This is a genomic window from Mycobacterium sp. P7213 (genome assembly GCF_900604305.1).
GTDB lineage: Bacteria > Actinomycetota > Actinomycetes > Mycobacteriales > Mycobacteriaceae > Mycobacterium.
In genome coordinates this window covers 1-17,322 of sequence record NZ_UWOA01000003.1, presented here as the reverse complement: position 1 = coordinate 17,322, position 17,322 = coordinate 1, and the positions used below count along the sequence as shown (strand labels likewise).

Here is a 17,322-nt window from a genome sequence, read left to right as displayed (position 1 = left end):
GAGCGCGACGACAGCGTCCGCGAGACGGTTCAGGGTCGCCGGATTTAGGTGTGCCATAGGGTCCATATCGTCAGAACCTTCCTCCGTCACTTGTCGTGCTGGTTCGCGATAGCGGTGAAGTGCTTGTGCGCCAGTTCCATATCGCGTTCGCGGTCGACTCCGACGAAGGGTTCGACGTAGGTGACACCGTCGACGGTCAAATCGTCGGCCTTCAGTGCGCCGTTCTTGCGGTACTGCGCCGCGAGTTTGCCGGGCAGTTGGCGCCCGGTGGCGTCGTAGAGGGCGTCGCGCTCGTATTTCTGCAGCACCGGGAACTGGGTGCGGTAGATCGTGGTCAGCTCCTCGGCGGTGATGCCGAGCATGATTGCGACGATTGCGTCGATCTCCACCAGCGCTTGCCGACGATCGGCGGCGCGGCGCAGCGGGGTTGCCCACTCCCAGTTCGGTCCAACATCACCCAGTGCAGCACGTCCGGCATAGTCCACGCCGACGTGCGGCACCCACGAATCTTGTTGCCACGCCTTGTCGTAGAGCTCTTCCCAAAGTAGCTCGTACGGTTGGACAAGACAGTTCAGGCGGAGCGTACGCAGCAGGAGTTGAGATTCGAAGAGGTGGTTGCGAATATGCGGGAAACGCCGGATAACATTCTGACTCAGCTCGGCTGCCCCCGAAGTTTTGACAAGGAAGTCCACTGGCAACGATGCCCAAATCCCGGCTGCTACTGCGATGTCCACGTTGTCGGTTGTTGTTGCTGACAGAACAGGATGAACGTGACATGGCCCCGGCGGAACGATCGCGGAGTGCAGGGTACGAACGGTGGCCGAGTCCGCCATACGTCGCCACGCCAGTCGGAAGTAGCTTGAGCTAGGTTCGCCGTGCCACTTCGGGTAAGCGGCGATGTACTCCGTGTACGGCTTCGCGACCTGGTAGTTAGTACGGGGGACAAAATTTACGTCGATCGAATCCAGGTCCAACTCCGTGTAATCCTGCTGATGCTTGGCAGTGGGATTTGGCTGCTTAAACAGCGGTGTCGCGACAGTCAGGTGCGGCCCTTGGAGGATCGCGTCCTCCCACCGCTCGGGGACCGCGGACTCGGACTCGAAGAACCCCAGCTTGCGGTCGGTCGTCTCATTCCAGCCGAACGTCCACTCGAAACCGATGTCGCCGAGGCGAGGTGCATCCGCGATCTTGTCGAGGACTTCAGCGCTGGCGCGGTTCACCGGGTACAACATCCGGGCTTCTTCCGGCGGTGTGCCGGGTTCGTCAATCAGAGCGGCCCAACCTGCCAATACTGATTCATCGACGCGGACGATGCGCTCGCGATGTGGTCTCAGATCCCAGTTATCGTCCATGTCCTTCATGCCTGGCGCTGGCCCTGATCCATCGTGCACCAAGGAACGCTCGATAACGGCCGGCGCGAAGATCCATGACGCCTGCAGGAACCCCACGGCGTCGGTGCGTCCGTATATGTGTATGCCGAACGTCTTCTTGTGGCCTATCTCCGGGAACTGGTAGGTGTTGTTGTGGAACTTAAAGTGCCGACGCAGACGCCGGTAAGCGACTCGCCGTAGGCCTTTCGCTCGCAACTCCGTGAAGTGACTTTCTGGATGGATCAGCCCGACAATCCCGTCCGGCGCCATCGATCGCCACGCGCGTTCCATAAAGCAGCGGTACAGATCCGTTCGAAGTCCACCCAGCACCGGTCGATCAACCCTCGATCCGAGGTGTTCGTTTGCCCCAGCCTGTTCCGCACGCTCATCGAGAAACTCGCCAAGTGCCGCCGGCTGCGCCAGCATTTCCTGCCGCTTACTAACCTTGACCGTCTCGGCGGGCTTATCGGTCAGCGCCCACCACGGGTCGAACTCCGCAAGCACCCCGGCTTCGTCCCAGTCTGGCCGCACCCAGGGCGGGTTACCCACTTGCAGGTCGAAGCCACCACGAGCGAACACCGGCGCGAAGTCCAACTCCCAGTGGAAGAAGCCTTGCATCTGGGCGATGCTGTCGCACACCCGCAGCCAGGGGAACGCATCCAGCGCTTTGCCGATCGACAGGGCTTGAGCGAAAGTGCGATCGGTGTCTTCGGCTAAATCAAGCTCTTGCCAGCTCAGATCGCCGGCGAGGCTGGTCTGTCCGTATTTCTCGAACTTCCCTGCCTTGGGCGGTACTCCCAGGATCGCTTCCAGCCCGCCAATCCACTGATCCCAGTCCGGTGGGTCGATGTCGGTGGTCAGCGACCAGGACCACAGCGCGCACCAGGAATCCATGACTCGACGCAGCCGTCGGTAGGCTCCGTTGTCGTCGTGCAGCACGGCTTCGATCTGTTCGCGGGTGACCACGGCCTGCGGCTGGTCGAGGGGTGGCTGGCCCCACAGATGGATGTCGCGGCGAATTTCGGATTCGGCGATGGTCAGCCGGCGCTGGGTGAACTCCCACAGGGTTTCCACCCGCTGGGCCAACGCGGCCAGCCGCTTCTTGATGCCGGCACTCGGGGTGCCGCGAATGCTGTTGCGCCACAGCCGCAGCTCTTCACGATTGTCGGGTGCGTAGGTTTTGGCTTCCGGGGTGTCGATGACCGCGCCCCAGCCTTGGGCGGGCAGCAGAAAGTGGTGGATGCCCCCACCGATTTCCCTCCCCAGCGGCACATCTTTGGGTACTTCTTTGAGCCACGCCTTCTTGGCCAACGATGTTGGTGGGTACACCGCACGGCGGGCTCCGATCAGCGAATTGCCGCGGCGCAGGTGCAGGCCGAACCATGGGGCACCCAGCCCGGCGACCATGGTATCGAGCCAGAGCGAGATTTCGGCGAGTTCGACGGCAGTCGCGTTGAGGTCCACTCCGTAGACCTGGTGCAGTGCGAGATAGGCTTTCACCTTCTGTAGCTCGACCTGGTATTGGTCGGCGTCGATGACTTCGCCGCGGTCTTCCTGGGCGCGTTTGAGGTACTCGGCGGCCAGCTGGCGCACCGCTTCGATCGCGAAGGCGCCCGATCCCAGTGCCGGCTCGCAGATGGTCAGTGTCAGGATCTGCTCGGGCGTGGTGCGCTGCCCGTCCTGATCGAGCAGCTCGGCCAGTGCCTGGGACACCACGAATTTCGTCAGCACCTCAGGCGTGTAGTACGACGCCGACTGCTGACGTTCCCGCCCCGCCAATCGGAACACGAAGGTCTCGGCCGGATGCAACACCGGAACCGATTCGCCGGTGGTTTCATCGGTCGTCATCACGAAGTCGGATTTCGCCAGGTGATCCGACCGGGACACCGGCACCACCCAGGAACCTTTCTCCGGGTCACCGTTCTTCGCAACTTCGTAGAGGTCTTCGTCGGCGAAGAAGCCGGTATAGGACATCAGGCCCTCATACACCGCGCCGAGCTGGTTGATGCCGAGTTCGGCGTAGGAGATGAAGCCGCGGTCGGCGCCCTTGCGGCCCTTGGATTCCTTAGACAGCAGCAGATGTTCCAGCACCTGCTGGGTGGCTTCGTTACTCAACCCGACCTGATCGATCAGCGCGGTTGCTTCCTTGGCGAACAGGTCGGCGCGCAGCGCATTGAACTCCAGCCCGGGGGCTGGATCGTCGATGAGGTGGGTCTTGGGTGGGGTGTGGCCGGAATCGACCAGCCGAAACAGCGTCGCCAACGACTCATACAGGTGGGTGCCGGATTTCGCCGCCGGCGAGACCAGTTCGGTCAGCGTCAGCTCCCGCAGTCGGTCCAGGCCGTAGCCTTCGCCGTATTCGGGAGCGCCCGAGGGCAGTACTCGCAGCTCGGGGGATGCTTCGGCATACAGTAGGAACAGGATGCGATAGAGGAACCGCAGCGCGTGCTTGGCGAGCTGTTGAGGATCGATGTCGTGCAGCGGCAAGCCACGCTCGGCGCGCCGAGCGACGACGTCGTTGGCGATGATCTCAATCGAGAGCCGAATGCCTTCCCGCAGATCCTTCGACACTCCGACGGTGTGTTTGATCGAGTCGTCGAGAACGCCTGCCCACCAGATATTTCCGTCGGCATCGGGCAACAGGGCTTGGCTGCCGAGGATGGCGGCGACCCGGTCGATCTCACCACCCCTGGTGTCGTCGCGCCGCTCGGCCACCACCAGCAGATCGACCGCAAGGTAGCGGCCTTCAGCCCAGCGTTCGGCTTCGGCGAGCAGCACCCATTGCCCCGCTTGCACCAACACGAACGCCGGTGGTTCGTCGGCGCGGAATGCTGCCGAGATCGCCTTGGAGACCGCCTCGATTGGTTTGCCGTCTTCTTCGCCGGCTTCCAGCAGCCGGCTGGTTTGTGGGTCGAGCAGGTCGTCGATCGATGCGACCGGGTGGGCTTGCAGCAGCAGGACACTGGTGACGCCGGGTGGTTGGGCGTTGGGTAGCCGCAGTTCGGTTCCAGCGCGTTCGCCAGTGAACTCAGCGAGGGTCTTCGAGTAGCCGAGGGTGCAGCGCACCAGGGTGTGTGCGTCGCGGGCGGCATCAGGGTTCTCAGCCAGCGCCGACAGGGCGGTTTGTAGATCGCGGGTCGCAGCCAGCAGCCGGTGGCGGATGGTGTCGCGGCCTTCCTTGGCTTCGGCATCCCACTGCTTGCGCAGCTCGATCACCTTGCCTTGGAAGGATTCCCGAGTCGAGTCGGTGGTGAAGTAGTGCTCGCTGATCCAGTCCTCGCCGACGACGATCGAATCGTAGGAGGCCACGGTCTATCGGTCCTTTCCGGAAACGATCACCAGCAGCGGGCGCACCAGCTGCTGGGTGGGAGCCAGCAGATCCGCCAGCTGTTGTTCTTCGGTGATGCGTCGGCTCAGTTTGGTGACCCGGGAACGCTGCGCGCCGAACAGTTCCAACTTTTCGACTTCGTCGTGCCAGCGGGCGGCGCGTTGCCGCCACGCTTTGAGTCGCGCGTTGGTGGCCTGTTCTTGGGCATCGAGGACCCGGCGCATCTCGCGGTGGGCGTTATCGACCGCGATCGGGATCAGCGCCCGGTAGCGTTCGGCATCGGTGATCGGGCCGGGGTTAGACGAGCCGGGCCTGAGTCCGGTGTCGGCGGTGAGGAAGGTCAGGTCTTCTAGCGCCTCGACCAGGCAGAAGCTGGGGTTGCCTGGGTTGGGAAAGGTGGCGGTGGAGAACACTCGTGAAATCAGTTGCCCGCGTTTGTTGGTCAACGTGCCCATTAGCAGCACGGTGGGCGCGTCGACGTCGCCGCGGATGGCAAACACCTGGTTGCGCCCGAGTGCTGCCAGGGCGCGGTCGCTGGCCCAGTCCAGCACCGGGTGCAGCGGGCCCAGGTAGAGCGCTTCAGGCCAGGTGGTGTTGTTGACGCCCTTGCCGCCGCGGGCCGCGCGCAGGTGCGCCTCCCCCACAGCGGTGGTGGTGGCTAGCTTGAGCCGTTCCAGGACGCGACCATGCAGTAGGTAGTTCTGCGGGAGCTGGCCGAGCCGCTGCCGCAGGTCTTTCGGCGGGGTTAGCTCCGCGATCCCGTGGGCGGGGCTGACCTTCCAGCCGACTCCACCGTTGTTGGGTGGAGTATGTGGCACGTCATGGAAGGCGGCGTGTAGGGCTTCGTTGAGGAAGGTCAGATCGTCGACGTAGAGGCTTTGCCGGGGGGCTTGGGGCAACGGTGCGGGAGTGTCGTCGACCCCGTCGAATTGGGCGAACAACGCATCGAGGTCGTCGCCGTCGGCGACCTGCTGGGCGGTGCGCACTGCATCGTCGATGTTGCGGCCTTTAGCGAGCACGTCGCGGATGACGTTTTCTTCCTCGGTGACGCTGTGCTTGCCCATCAGCGAAGCGACATCGCCGAGGGTGGTGTGCGCCTGGGTTTCGCGTTCCAGCAACCGGGACAGCACCCTCAGATCACCGGAGAACTTCTCGTCGGCGGGGGCTAGGATCAGTGAGGAGATCACCGGCGGATGTTTCTGGCCGTAACGGTCGATGCGGCCGTTGCGTTGCTCGATGCGGATCAGGCTCCACGGGATGTCGTAGTGGATCAGATGGTGGCACTGGGCATGCAGGTTGACCCCTTCGGAGGCCACGTCGCCTGTGACCAGCACCCGGATCGGGGAGGTCTCCAGTTTGAATCTGTCTACGATCTCTTGCTGCTCGACGTCGGAGAGCCCGCCGTGCAACATCGCGACGTTCTCCGGTTCGAGCCCGGTCGCCTTGGGCAGGTGGTCGCGCAGCCAGGTCAGGGTGGCGACCCGTTCGGCAAACACAACCGCCCGCATCGGCTTGTCTTTGCCGACGCCTATCTCTCGGAGCCGGTCGGTGAGCGCGGTGAACTTGCCAGCCGGTGTGCTCAGAGCCTTGGCGTTGAGCTCGTCGAGGGCATTGAGTGCTTCGAGTTCCCTGTTCTGCGCGGGGTCTTGGCTGTTCAGTTTGCTGTGGCGGGCTTTGATCGATTCGGCCAGCGCCGCCGGCGAAGACAGGAACGCCTTGGCCAACGTCCACGGGAACAGGGCTTTGGTGTCCCCGGAGTAGGGGGAGCTTCCGGTGGGCGGGTATAGCCAGGTGCGGGACAACTCCTCGGCGACCGCATCCTCGGCGGGCGACGGGGTGACCAGCTGGTGTACCGGTTCGGGGCGTTCGGCCCAGTCGGCGCCGACTTCTTTCGCGACGTCGGGGCTGTAGCGGTGCCGGCGGATCAGCAGCGACTCCACGTCCTGCTTGGTGAACGAGCCGTCAGGTTTGACGATGGTCGGGTCTAGCAACCGGAGCAGCTCGGCGAACGATTCGTCTCGACCGTTGTGCGGAGTGGCCGAAGCCAAGATCAAGGCTTCGGTGTTGGGTGCCAGGACCCGAGCCAGTTCGTTGCGCTGGGCACCGACGTTGGTGAGATTGTGCGATTCGTCGATGACCACCGCATCCCACAGTTGACGATCCAGGTGTGCCTTGTAACGGGGGCTTTTGAGTGTGTCGATTGAGATGATGGCCCGTTTGTAGTAGGTGAACGGGTTGCGGGTGGCCGGCAGCTTCTGGCGCACCTTTTGGATGCCGGCCGAATCCAGCCGCACGAAGGGCAGCGCAAAGCGGCACCACAGCTCGTGCTGCATCTGTTCGAGCACATGCTTCGGGGTGACGATCAAGATGCGCTCGCCGCGGCCGCGTCGCACCAGCTCGGAGAGGATCATCCCGATCTCGATGGTCTTACCCAGGCCGACGGCGTCGGCGATCAGGATGCGCGGGCGGATGTGGGCGGGATCCAGCGCGGCGGTGATCGCTGCTTTCTGGTACTCGAGGGTATCGACGAGCATGTGGGTGGAAACGGTGATCGCCTGGTCGCCGTACGGAACCGGGGTCTTACGCAGCAGAGCTTCCAACCAGAGCCGAGCGTTGCGGTATCCGGATGATCCGTCGGCGACAACTCTCGCCTCCTTGGGGTCCTGCGGCTCGATCTTGTCGAGGCTTGAGTAGAAGGCGGCGGTGGTATCGGCGACCAGTTCAGACAGGCCGCGGACTCGGACCAGCCAGCCGTCGGCGCCCTGTTCGGCGGAGGTGACCAGCCACTGTTCGTCGCGGATGACCACGATGGATCCGGGGGCGACGTTGAGGGGCTGTTCTTTCGGCGTGGCGGTCGGCGTCTCGGCCGTTGTGGTCACATCTTCTCCAGGGGGCGGTGGTTGCTGGGCCGCCGGTAGCGGCTTGCGTCCGGTGTCGGTCGGCGCGACCTCGCCTGCAGCAATGAACGCTGTCAGGACGATAGCCCGCAAGTTCTTGGCGTTACGCAGTTCCCGTAGATACTCCAGCTGGTCGCGGCGCTTGGTCAGCGTGCCGTCCTCGTGGCGAGTCTGCCGCAGCATGGTGACAATCCAGTCGCGCGATGAGTTGTCGTCTTTGAGCCACGTCTCCCGGAGGGTAGGCCAGGCCTCGCAGACGAAATCGTCCTTCGGCCGGGCGCCGTAGACGTCTTGGAGTGCCTCGGCGGGGTCGTAGGCATACGCGTCGGCGATCAGGGCCTGGCTCAGTGCACTGAGTACCTGCCGCGGCAGATTCGACCAGCGGAACCTGTATCTAGGCATGGCAGCGCCACCCGGCCGACGGCCAGCCTGATCCGCCGATCCAGCCCGTACCCATTTCGCCCCATCACATCCGCGGCCTGCTTCGGCGCCAATGCTAGGCGTGACTTCAGGCAATCGGGCCTTATCGTGCTGAAAGATCGATGTTGTGACCTCAGGTGTCGGCGGCCCTGCTTACACTCTGCAAAATCCATCATGGAGGCGTTAAGGACCCGATTGCGCAGACAACCTTCTAGCAATTGCTGCTGAGCTTGAGAACGGCGGGGCCAACCAAATGACGAGTACCAGATTGCCCGGCGCATCCTTCGATGAATGTCTAGTTGATGCCTTGCAGGCGGGGCAGCGGGAGCTGGCAGTACTGGAATCAGTAACCGCGCGGGCAATCGACGCCTATCGCACTGCCGGCGCCACGCTAGCCAGAGGCGGTGAGCAGGATTACCTGTCCGCCGAGTTTGCCAATATGAGGTCACGCTTCGCCGGCCGCGTCACTGGTCATCTGACCGAGCAGTCCAACGTCCTGTCATCGTTCAACATCGTATTCTTCGGCCGTACCGGCGCAGGCAAAAGCACGCTGCTATCAGCATTCGGCGAGTTGGACGGTTCGGCAGTATCACCCGGCGAGTCCGACTGGACGACGACGGTCGAATCCATCCCGTGGCGCAGCTGCCGCCTATACGACACACCCGGGATCAACGGCTGGGGCGGCCGTAGAAGCCGCGACGAGCTGGAGGCCACCGCCCGCCGGGCGGTTGAGGTCGCCGACGTCGTGCTGCTGTGCTTCGATACCCAGAGTCAGCAGGCGACTGAGTTCACGAAGGTCGCAGATTGGGTGAAGCACTTCGGCAAACCCGTCATTGCCGTTCTTAATGTACGGAACCCGCGCTGGCGTCACCCGGCACGAGTGCCCAGTCAGAACGCACGACACAACATGTCCGAGCCCGTCGCCCAGCATGCCGAGAACATCCGCACGGAGCTGGCCAATATCGACCTTAACGATGTGCCAGTGGTCGCCATTTCTAGCCGGCGCGCGTTGTTCGCCCGGGCGGCAACTCCCTACCGTGGACCGGCCGAACAGAACTTCCACGACGACCGTGACAAATTTGGAATCGACTATCTGGCCCGCTGGTCGAATTTCGCAGCCCTGGAGGAGGTGCTATCGGCCTGCATTGCCGCCGGTGGCGCTCAACTTCGACTGAAGTCCCTGCGAGAAGGTGTGCGGACGCGTCTCCACGACGAAGCATCGTCGCTTGATGACCTACATACGCGCCTCGGTGAGCGTATTGATGAGCTCGATCGCGTGACCCGGCAGTATCTGGAGGTGCTCGGCTACCTCGAAGTTGCTGCTCGCACGCCTTACTTGCATGACGACGTCTGGCACGCGGATCTACTTCACCTGGCAGAGAGTGCCCGACGCGCGCCCTATCGCGCGCCGCAGGACGGGACCTTGGTACGGCAGGTACGTAACCTCCTGAAACGGCATCTCGCCGAGGCCCGTAGCAAGGCGTTACGTCGCTTCAAGGATCTAGAGCATGAGGCGTTCAACAAAGGTAAGACGATCGACGCTGACACCTTCCCGCGCCGGGTGTTCAGGGACGCGGAGGTCACGGACGCACTCCAACGAGTGAGTGCCGAAGCCTCGGAGTTCCTGGAAAGGGAGCTGTCCCTGGCCGCGGTGGAGTTGCGTCGAAGCGAGTCGACCCAATTCGAGAAGGTCAGCTTTGATGGCGGCGCCGGCGATACGGCGAACCGCTTCGCAAATATTCTGCGCGGTGGCGGAGCGGTAGGAGGAGTCGCTGCCGTCGCAGTACCTGTTCTGATGTCGAACCCGCTAGGGTGGGCTGCAGCCGCCGTAGCGGTCGGGATCGGCGCGGCCGCGACCGCCTTGCAGTGGGTCGGGGAGAAAGTAAACCGCTCCGCTACACACAACAAAGCCCGGGCACGCGCAAAGGCGGCTCACCTAGGGCGTAAGGCCGTCCACGACACGCTCAACGCCATCGAGACCCAATTCGCGGCCGAGGCTTCCGAAGCAGCATGGACGGCTGCCGCTGCTCTAGTTCGCCCAATCCTCATCGAACTTGTGACCCTAGCGGCGCTGCGCGTCGACGTTGAGGCTCTCCGCAACGGTCTGCGCACCGAAGCAACTGCGATTGCCCAGACCACACCGTTCCACCTGCTGGATGTGACAGACCAGCTGCTACAGAGCAGTGCCCAAGACGATGTCAGTGAGCGCCGCTCCCGCGAGATTCTGCTCGGTGAGGACTGGTGCGACCACGGCGATAACTACCAACTCCGCTCCAGCGCTGCAGATTTGCAACTCATCTGCCAACCGCACCATGACCGCGACCTAGCCGCCCTACGCCGAATATTTCAGGAAATGTTTTCCCGTCCAAATGCTGCGGCTGTATATTCCTGGCAACAACGCGTTGCGCGGGCGGCTGAATCCGATGAGGCGTTTAGACCGATCGCCACGGCGGCTCTTGCTCTCCCCCGCCCCGCGGTTGTTGTGGCCGGGGACTACAGCACCGGCAAATCGTCATTCATCAAGCGCTTGATCGCTGAATTCGACGGCAACACACCCGACTCACTACACGTCCGGGCTGGCCCCAGCACCGACCAAGTACGTCGCTATCCTCTGGAGTGTTTCGACATTGTCGACACTCCGGGATTCCAGAGCCGTCGAACCGGCGACGATGAATTGGCGTTGACCAGCGTCCGTGACGCGGCACTAGTGATCGTCGTACTGCACGTGAACCTGCTCATCGGCGACACGGCAGCGCTAGAGGCAATCATCAACGGCACGTCAACCACCGTGGGCAAGTGGCCCCGCATATTGTTCATCATCAACCGTTGCGATGGGCTAGGCGTCGACCCAGTCGACTCGCCCGAAGAGTACTTTAACCGTCGACACCGCAAGCAGGCCGAACTCGCCGCCGCACTGCACTCCCGTGGCATTGCGGCACCACCGGCGTATATTCACGGTGTCGCTGCAGACCCATTCGTCGGAGTCGGTTCGCAGCCTTCGGTTACGGCAGCCGATTACGTCGCACACCGAGCTTGGGATGGAATCGCTGCGCTAGTCGGCGTACTACGCGGCTGGGCGAGGAACGATCTGGAACCCGCCACGGTCCTCGCGGCGTTCGACGTCGCGGAAACGCAATTACTTACGCTGCGTGAGTACACCTACCGCAGTGTCGTTACCTACCGCGAGGAGACCAGCAAACATGACTCGCTGCTTGCAGCAATGGGCATCTGCCTAAAAGACGCAATGTCCCTGCACCAGTCGCTGGAGCATGAACTGGCCGATGTGCTTGCGCTGCCGCTAGCGCAGGCTATAGCCCGTATTCGAGCAGTTGGCGTGGGCGACGGCCAGGGCCTGGCCGACGCGATTTATTCCTGGCGCAGCTCCGAATCCCAGGCCGAAATCGAACGATTCATGCAAACTGCTACCGACAAGGTCAATGACTGGTCGGCTACCCACCTCTCGGCAATCAGCCGAGAGGAAGCCGCAGCCGGATTCAACGCCAACCTCAACCTGTCGGCTGAGGTATCAGCTGGAGGCTCCGCTGATACAGTCAAGGAAGTAGCCGGAGCGGCGGGTTGGGTAGCAAATCTCGGAGCTCAACTAGGTAGGGCGCTCGGCAACCGCCAGGCCGCGCTACACATTGGACACCGTTTCGGGCACAAATTTAGGCCGTGGGGCGCTATCAAGGCCGGTAAAGCGGTCGGACGAGTTGGTGTTGTGTTTGGGGTCGCCGCTGTCGCTATCGATGCAACACTTTGGGTAAAACAAGTTCAAACGAAACGGGATTGGGAATCCATACGGGACAGTGCCGTTGAACAGGTTGAAACGGAATGCCGCGAGGCGATTAAGCAGCTGATAGTCGAACCAGAGGGACCGTGGGCATACCTGGACGAACGAACCGCACAAGTCCGAACCCTGCGTGACCAATACCGAGATCAACAGATTGCTGCGCAGCAAGAAGCTGACCGATTGCAGCAACGTCTGGTTGTGACCGACGAACTGGTGCTTGCAGCACAGGCATTACGGAAAGCGGAGCGTGATGAGTGAACGCATCGATGTCGAAGCAGCAAAAATGTGGCTGGACGCCGTTCCGGGTGGCGAGATCGGCGCGACGTTCGAGCAACGATGGCAGCGGCTCGCGGCGATCGACGAGCCTGTCGTCACACTCTACGGGTCCTATGACACCGGCAAGAGTTCACTCCTGCGCCGACTGCTTATTGAGTCCGGGCAAGCAGTACCGTCGTGGCTAACGGTCAGTGCGCGACATGAGACCTTTGAGGCCAACGAAATTCGCGCTGCTGGATGCGTCCTGCGCGATACCCCGGGGTTCGTTCCCGAGGGATCTGATGCACGCTCGGAGCAGAATTCGGCGATCGCCTCAGAAGCAATTGCCGCGACCGACGTCGCTATCATAACTGTGCCCCCACAGTTGGCCACCGCTGAGTTCCCGGTCTTACGTGAGCTAATAAAGCAGGATTGGATACCTGGCTCGCTCTGGGTGGTGATTTCGCGATTCGATGAAGCTGGGGTGGAGCCGGACGAGGACCTTGATGGTTACCGGGCACTGGGCGAACGAAAGGCCCTGGAACTTCGAACCGCACTCGACCTTGACGAAACGGTACCGGTCCACGTGGTGTGCCAAGACTTTGCACAGATGGCCGGCGCCGAGCGGAACCCGAATCCAGCCGTCTGGGACGACTCCCGGGAATGGGACGGGATCGTGGGACTACTCGCGGCCGTCCGTGATCTTGGCGCTTCACCCTTCGGCCATTTGCGGGATGCCGCGGCGCAACGGTTTTGGCGTCGAGCCGTACAACAAACCCTGTCGCAGCTGAACGAAGAACTCGCCACGCACCTCGACAACATCGTCGTCAGCGATGAAGGCGAGCAACGGCGTACGTCCTGGCTGGCACAGCTGGATACCCTGAGCCGCGCGGCCGAAGCTGGTTTGCGGGGCAGGTTATCTGCGGCCATCGGCGATGCGGTCGATCGCTTAGATTCCGAGCAGCGGTTTCCGGAGGCGCTGAAAGCATCCATCGGAGCGTGGTACGACGCGTGTGAACGTGACATCGACAAGCTGCTGCACAACGTTAGCGAGAGTATCGCTTCCGCCCGAGCACGCCCCGACTGGCAGCAGTTCGAGACTCTGGCCGCCACGTTGCGTCGTGAGCCAATCGCCCCCGACGACTCACAGCCTGATGCGATCATCTATGCCAATGCAGTCCGCGAAGTTGGCGACGCGGTTCTGAACGCCCTGCGTTATTTCGAGCAGGATCGCGGGTTGAAGCAACCAGCTCCGACAGCCGCTGCGACCGGAGGGACGCAAGGAGCGAACCGGATTGCCGCGGCGACCGCGGGCGTAAAGCTTGTTGCAGACCTGGCCGGTATCGCAGCTCAATATGTCAACCGGCAACGCACGGCCGAGGCAGCCGCAGTGCAGCGCAAGAATCTGCAGTCGGCCCTTGACGACGCCGGTGATCAAGCCAAGGGACTGGCGCTCGACGCGCTCACTCGCCTGACCGACGACGCTAGACAACGGATCATGGACGCCACCGCCGGCCCGGCCGAACTACGTGACAGCTTGCATCGCCTGGTCGATCAACTACGCGACCTAATCACCTCAGGTGAGGCCCTTCTCGTCAGCTGAACTATCTCTTTTCTTGGCTGGCCTGCGTTGGTTTCCCAGCTTCCAGGTCCGCGCGTGCCGAGGCCGCCGAAATGGCCGTCAAGGGCCGTGCTGGGCTCATAGCTCGGAAGGCGTAGCTGCCAGTACTGCGCTCGCGTAATGTTTCGCCAATGCAGGCTGAGACAAAGACTCTGACGCACCTATTTCAGTTAGATGTGCGATATGTCATTCCCCTGTATCAACGGCCTTACGTCTGGAACAAGGATCAGCAGTGGGAACCTTTGTGGGATGACATCAAGACCGTCGCCGAACACGTTCTGGGCGAGGGGTTGAGCGGAAAATCACCGTCGCACTTTCTCGGGGCGATCGTCATCGAGCAGCAGGAAAACTTTCCTGGCTCGCCGCAGCGTTTTCTCGTTATTGATGGGCAGCAGCGCCTGACGACCCTTCAGATTTTGCTGGCGGCGGCCGCCCGTACCGCCGATGCGGCAGGCTGCCCCGACGAAGCTGAACTGTTGCGGCGACTTACCCTGAACAATCACTTACTGGCCAAGGGTGAAGAGCTGTTCAAGGTTTGGCCGACCAACGCGAATAGAGCGTCGTTCGAAACCGTCATGAACCCCGACGGGTCACCAGAGGAGGCACCTGATGACCCGGGGAACGAAATCCAAGAGGCCTATGCGTTCTTCTGCCTCCAGATTCAGTCGTGGGTTACTGACACCGGAGATGATGGGCCTGAATTCGCCGCTAAGGCATTCAAAGCACTTCGGGTCAGCCTTAGCGACCTTTTGAAGCTCGTCGCCATCCGGCTGGAGGACGGCGACAACCCGCAGGTCATCTTCGAGACGCTCAACGGGCGCGGCACACCCTTGATCGCGTTAGATCTACTCAAGAACGCGGTATTCCTGAAGGCAGCTGGCGAAGCAGTCGACAGCGACCATCTCTACAGCGAGCACTGGCTCCCCGAGCTTGATCGCGAGTATTGGCGCAAGGACCGCCGCGCGGGGCGTTTGTTCACGAAGAACGGCGATCTGTTCCTGCAGTACTGGTTGGTCGCCGAGCTAGCTGAGCTCATACCCGCTACGGAATTGTTCGAAAAGTTTCGTACGCGAGTTCTCCAACCCCAGACGTGCCCACCGATGGCTGAACTCATTCCCGCCCTTACCCGCGATGCGGCCGCCCTACGGCGTTTCCAAGAGGCCGCCGCAGGAAGTCCCGATAGGCGCTTCTCTGACCTCCTCGAACTGCTTGACACGACGACGTTCATGCCAGTCGTTCTGCTGTTCCTTCGCTCAGATGAAATCTCCGCGGAGCGGCGCGCGAACGCCTTCCGGGTCCTTGAAAGTTTCCTTGTCCGAAGAATGCTGTGCGGCTGGACCACCAAGAACTACAACCGATTGGCGGCAGCCTTAGTCGCTGAAATCAAGAAGGACCTGACGCACGCTGACGATGTCCTTACTAACCGGCTTGCCGCGGAGACCGCTCCTGCAAACCGGTGGCCACGCGACAACGAGCTCCGCCAGGCTGTTCTCAACAAGGACCTATATGGACAACGCCGGCAGGACAGGCTCGTGATGGTGCTCTGGCGGATCGAGGAATACCTGCAGGCTACCGACAACAAAGGCGAACAAGGGCTCCCAGCGCCGAGCAAACTCACGCTCGAACACATCATCCCGCAAGCCTGGGATGCGCACTGGCCACTCAATGAAGGCCACGACGACCCGATCGCATGGCGCACCATGCACCTGCACAGGCTCGGCAACCTTACCCTCACCACGGGCGCGCTCAACTCAAGCCTCTCGAACCTGCCTTGGCATGACCCCCACGGATCAAAAGACAAACGCCGCAGTCTCGTTCAGCACAGTCTGCTAAAACTGAACACGACCGTGGTACGCGACTACTCGGAAGTCTTCGACGAACACGCCGTCGACCACCGCGGCGCGCAACTCGTCGAGGCCATTCTTCAGCTTTGGCCCGGGCCTACCGATTCAACCACCGGATCCGAAAGCTAGAAAGGCGCAGGGAATACCGATACTGCCGAGGACCGGGCGAAGGTAGACGATTCGTAGCCGCGTGAGAATCGACGATCTGCGGTCGCTCGCATGCTGTCTGGATCAACCGACCCCCGGAGCCAACCGCCGCAACGCCTCACGAAAATCACCATTCGGCCTGGCCCCCGGCAGCGCCGCACACACATCGGCCAACGCCTGTCGATGTCGATGCCCTGCCGTCGAGCACCGTAGAGCGCCGCGACAGGCGGAGTGCGGCTGGCAGCCTGCACGCACAGGAACACGGTGCGCGCCTCGGCTCGCAACTGCTCGACCGCCCGCACCGTGTCGTGCAGGACGAAGTCCAAGTTCGGGTTCTTCCCCACCGCGTCGATCAGCCGCACATCAAGGCGCTGCACCCCGTCCGGCAGATCGTCGTCGGCCATCCGGCATAACGAGACCACCGAGTCCACGTCAGCGGGAAGCCTTCGCAACCCAGCGAATCCGCCGATCCACACCTTGTCGTCATGCGGATGCGCCACCATCGGGCGGGCCTCCGGGTAACCACGGTAGGTGTAGTCGAACTCGTCGGGCGCGCCCTTGTTGATGGTCGCATCTACCAGCTGAATCAAACCGCGGGTCCGCAGAACCGGCCAGCCACCGAGTTGCAGCCGCCACTGCGATGGCACCGCCGAGCACCGTAGACGGCGCCGAGCAGTCCACCGGCAATCGCGGCGACGGTGTCGGTGTCCCCGCCACCTCGCACCGCGGCCTCCAATGCCAGTCGCAGGTGATCGGCGCGAAAGACTCCCGCAGCCGGGGCATCGTTGGGCGCTGCGGTCGTGGAGATCGCCGCCTACGCTCCCTGCAGCGCGGCCACCACCCAGCCGTTGTTGTGCGAAAAGCGCTCGGGGCAGCGCTTTCAGCCTCCGCCAGTCGCCGGTCCCACAGCTCCCGACGGTCGGCGTCGAGGTGCCCCAACCCAATCCACGCATCGAGCTGCCCGGTCAGCACGGCGCGGCGGATTGCGGTGCACCACGGCACGCAGGCATCCCCGGCATCGAGGTCGTAGTGGGTCAGTTGGCTGACCTTGCGCGAGGCAGCGACCAACCCGACCTCGTCATCGACGTAGGCCAGTTCCACCGGCGCGGTGCGCATCAGCGATCCGTTGCCGGCGGTCCGGCCACTGCGCTGGTGCAGCGCGGCGGACTCCTGCAAGGCGCTGTGTGCGCCGATGCCACGCCGGCCCGCCGCCGCGAGCACCGCGCGGGTCTGCACGCCGACGTCCTTCGCGGTCTTCAACCACTCATGCCAGCGCGTGACCACCGCGTCCAGCGCAACCTCGGATTCCAGGTCGGCACCCGTGGCAGCTACCTCGGCGATCGCGATGGCCATCGAGGTGTCGTCGGTCCATTCACCCGGCTGAAACGGCCCCAGGCCGCCGCCGATCATGCCGACCGGCTCGTCAGGCTTGCGCGGTGGGTCGAATTCATATCCGGCGCCCAGCGCGTCACCGGCAGCGGTGGCCAGCAGCGTCCCGCAGGCACGGTCGTGCTGTGCCGTTGCCAACCGCATGGCATCCGCCTYTCTGCTGGAAAACTGCCGGCAGGCTATCGACCGGCTCCAACAGAATTTGCTTCTAACGAGGGAGTTGCGGCTGCGCACGTCAACGTGAGGCCCCCCGTTTCACCC

7 protein-coding genes are annotated in these 17,322 nt (G+C 62.8%); 3 read left to right on the top strand and 4 right to left on the bottom strand.

What is annotated here, in order from left to right:
- Positions 1 to 86 precede the first annotated feature (86 nt).
- Both EJK91_RS01920 and EJK91_RS01915 read right to left on the bottom strand, forming a co-directional pair.
- Entirely contained in the window at positions 87 to 4,679 is a 4,593-nt protein-coding gene (locus EJK91_RS01920; RefSeq protein ID WP_125078115.1) for a class I SAM-dependent DNA methyltransferase, read from the bottom strand.
- A 3-nt stretch (positions 4,680 to 4,682) separates the two neighbouring features.
- Positions 4,683 to 7,997, bottom strand: coding sequence for a helicase-related protein (locus EJK91_RS01915; protein ID WP_241178605.1), 3,315 nt, complete (start codon positions 7,995 to 7,997; stop codon positions 4,683 to 4,685).
- 286 nt (positions 7,998 to 8,283) lie between these two features.
- Here EJK91_RS01915 and EJK91_RS01910 point away from each other — a divergent pair, with 286 nt between their 5' ends.
- From EJK91_RS01910 to EJK91_RS01900, 3 genes are all read left to right on the top strand, one after another.
- Positions 8,284 to 12,063, top strand: a complete 3,780-nt coding sequence (locus EJK91_RS01910) for a GTPase (protein ID WP_164517856.1) — start codon at positions 8,284 to 8,286, stop codon at positions 12,061 to 12,063.
- Complete coding sequence (locus tag EJK91_RS01905; protein ID WP_125078113.1) at positions 12,056 to 13,663, top strand: GTPase domain-containing protein; 1,608 nt, start codon at positions 12,056 to 12,058, stop codon at positions 13,661 to 13,663. The genes EJK91_RS01910 and EJK91_RS01905 overlap by 8 nt, the downstream gene beginning before the upstream one ends.
- 149 nt (positions 13,664 to 13,812) lie before the next feature.
- The gene (locus EJK91_RS01900) at positions 13,813 to 15,654 is read left to right on the top strand and encodes a DUF262 domain-containing protein (protein WP_125078112.1); all 1,842 of its coding nucleotides are present in this window, start codon (positions 13,813 to 13,815) and stop codon (positions 15,652 to 15,654) included.
- Here the strand turns inward: EJK91_RS01900 and EJK91_RS23090 are convergent.
- Both EJK91_RS23090 and EJK91_RS23150 read right to left on the bottom strand, forming a co-directional pair.
- Complete coding sequence (locus EJK91_RS23090) at positions 15,651 to 16,076, bottom strand: hypothetical protein (protein WP_346773460.1); 426 nt, start codon at positions 16,074 to 16,076, stop codon at positions 15,651 to 15,653. The genes EJK91_RS01900 and EJK91_RS23090 overlap by 4 nt on opposite strands.
- A gap of 79 nt (positions 16,077 to 16,155) precedes the next feature.
- Complete coding sequence (locus EJK91_RS23150) at positions 16,156 to 17,205, bottom strand: ADP-ribosylglycohydrolase family protein (RefSeq protein WP_444850787.1); 1,050 nt, start codon at positions 17,203 to 17,205, stop codon at positions 16,156 to 16,158.
- Positions 17,206 to 17,322: the final 117 nt, after the last annotated feature.